Below are 2,641 nucleotides of genomic sequence, written 5' to 3'. Positions count from 1 at the left end.
GGCAGGGTCGCTGCGGTCGACGACGCGGTTGGTCGCGCTGACCGACATCACGTCGCCGTTCGACGGGTTGATCGCCAGGTCGATGTCGCTGACGACGCGGCCGAAGGCACCCGCCTGCGTCACCGGGATCATCCGGCCGGTCGCATTCGGCAGCTGGCAGTTGTAGGCGGTGTGGGTGTGGCCGCTGACGACCAGGTCGACCGCGTTGTCGAGCTGGCGCACCACGTCGGCGATCGCCGAGCCGGCCAGGCCGCCGGCACAGCCGTTGATGTCGTTGCTGCCGACCTGCGAGCCGCCCTGGTGCACCAGCACGACGATCGCCTCGACGCCGCGCGCGCGCAATTGCGGCACCAGCGCGTTGACGGTGTCGGCCTCGTTGCGGAACTCCAGGCCCGCGACACCGCTGGGCGTGACGATGGTCGGCGTGTCGCGCAGCGTCATGCCGATGAAGGCGACGCGCACGCCGTCGAAGGTCTTGATGCCATAGGCCGGCAGCAGGGTCTTGCCGGTGGCGGTGACGTAGACGTTGGCCGACAGCCACTTGAACGTCGCACCCTCGAACGGCACGGGCGTGCCGACCTGCGCGCCGCGGCAGCTGTTGGGGTCGGCGGCGCCGCCGGGCAGCAGCGCGCAGCCGCCGCGCTGCAGGCGCAGCAGGTCGGGCGAGCCGTGGTCGAACTCATGGTTGCCGACCGCGTTGAACTCCAGGCCGATGCGGTTCATCGCCTCGACGGTGGGCTCGTCGTGGAACAGCGCCGACACCAGCGGCGAGGCGCCGACGATGTCGCCGGCACCGACCACCGCGTTCAGCGGGTTCTGCGCCTTCAGCCGCGCGACGAAGCCGGCCAGCATGTCGGCACCGCCCGCAGGCACCAGGCCGGCGCCGCTGGACGAACTCTGCGTGACCGGGCTGAAGTTGCCCGGCGACTGCAGGTTGCCGTGGAAATCGTTGAAACCGATGAGCTTGACGTGGACGGGCGCCGTGCCCTGCGTCGGGGCGATGGGCGCGCAGGCGCACAGTGCGACAGCGGCCGCGACGGCCAGCAGGCGAACGAGGAGCATGTGGATCCTTTCGACGGGGTGTCCGGAAGTAGACATCAGATCGGCCGCGTCACCTCGGCCAGCGCGGCCGGCAATGCGGCCCGCATCGCCTCGATGAAGCGGCGCAGGCGCGCCGGATGGAATCGCGACGGCGGGTAGATCAGGTGCACCGGTAGCGCCGCCGCACGCCACTGCGGCGCGAGCTGCACCAGCCGCCCGGCCGCGATCTCGTCGGCGAGCATCCAGGTCGACATCAGCCCGATGCCGATGCCGCGCACCGTGGCACTGCGCAGCGCATAGAAGCTGTCGGTGGTGAAGCGCGGGCGAAAGCTCACGCGGTGCGCCTCGCCGGTGTCGGCATGGCTCAGCAGCACCTCGGTGCGGTAGAAATTGCGGGCACTCAGCCAGGGCAGCCCGGCCAGCTCGCGCGCATGCACCGGCATCGCGCGCCCGGCCATCAGCGACGGAGCAGCCACCACGATGCGCGGCACCTCGGACAGCTTGATCGCGACCACCGACGGGTCGGTCACCTCGCCCACCTGGATCGCGCAGTCGATGCCCTCGCCGACGAAGTCCGGCGTGCTGTCCTGCGTGCGATCCTGYGTGCTGTCGTGCAGCAGCCACTCCACCGTCACCCGCGGGTGCGCGCGCATGTAGTCGGACAGCGGCCCGACCAGCAGCTGCTGGCCGAAGGCATGCGGTGCGATCACGCGCAGCAGGCCCTCGGGTTCGTCGTCGGCACCGCGCAGTTCGGACTCGAACGCCTTCCAGCTCGCGATCAGCTCCTTCGCGCCTTCGTAGCAGCGCTCGCCGTCGGCGGTCAGCGTCATCGCGTGGGTCGAACGCTGCAGCAGCCGCAGCCCGAGCGATCGCTCCAGCGCCTGCAGCCGCCGGCTCATGGTCGGCTGGGTCGCGCCCATCTGCAGCGCCGCGGCCGACAGGCTGCCCGCCTCGACGATGCGCACGAAGGTTTCCATCAGCTCGATGCGGTCGGCCGGCGCCGTGGCGTGGGGGGTGGCATTGCTCATGCGCCGAGCGTATAGCAATTCTGCAAGCCGTCGGGCTACCCAGACACGCCCGCCCTGGAGACACTGCAGGCCTTCGTTCCAGAACTCAGGGTTTACACGAGATGTCCACCATTCATTCCACGCATGCCACACCGGTCGCCCTGACGCCGACCGGCAACGTTCCGCTGCCGATGGTGCTGCTGCTGGCGACCGGCACCGGGCTCGGCGTGGCGTCGCTGTACTACAGCCAGCCGATGCTGGGCGTGCTCGGCGCCGAGATCGGCGCAGGCCAGGCGACAAGCAGCCAGGCGATCGGCTTCGTGCCGACGATGACGCAGCTGGGCTACGCGCTCGGCATYCTGYTGCTSGCGCCGCTMGGCGACCGCTWCGACCGSCGCCGCATCATCCTCGCGAAGGCCGCTGCGCTGTGMGTCGCGCTGCTGCTGGCCGGCGCGTCGCCGTCGGTGGGCGTGCTGCTGGTCGCGAGCCTCGCGATCGGGCTGGCCGCGACGATGGCGCAGGACATCGTGCCGGCCGCCGCCACGCTGGCCCCCGATGCGCACCGCGGCAAGGTGGTCGGCAGTGTGATGACG

Annotated in this window: 3 protein-coding genes; 1 reads left to right on the top strand and 2 read right to left on the bottom strand. The window is 70.8% G+C overall.

Going from position 1 to position 2,641, the window contains the following annotated elements; all coding sequences use genetic code 11:
* On the bottom strand, window positions 1–1,062 hold a 1,062-nt coding region (locus tag AC1D15_RS26075), incomplete at its 3' end, for a metallophosphoesterase (RefSeq protein ID WP_477828273.1).
* Window positions 1,063–1,097: 35 nt separating this feature from the next.
* A complete protein-coding gene (locus AC1D15_RS26070) occupies window positions 1,098–2,069 on the bottom strand; it encodes a LysR family transcriptional regulator (protein ID WP_477828272.1) in 972 nt (323 codons plus the stop codon).
* A gap of 101 nt (window positions 2,070–2,170) precedes the next feature.
* On the opposite strand from AC1D15_RS26070, the gene AC1D15_RS26065 reads away from it, so the two are divergent.
* Window positions 2,171–2,641, top strand: a 471-nt coding sequence (locus tag AC1D15_RS26065; RefSeq protein ID WP_477828271.1) for an MFS transporter, incomplete at its 3' end; no start/stop codon positions are given.

This window comes from Rhizobacter sp. P2_H2 (assembly GCF_056403375.1).
This window is presented reverse-complemented; position numbering and strand designations above follow the sequence as displayed.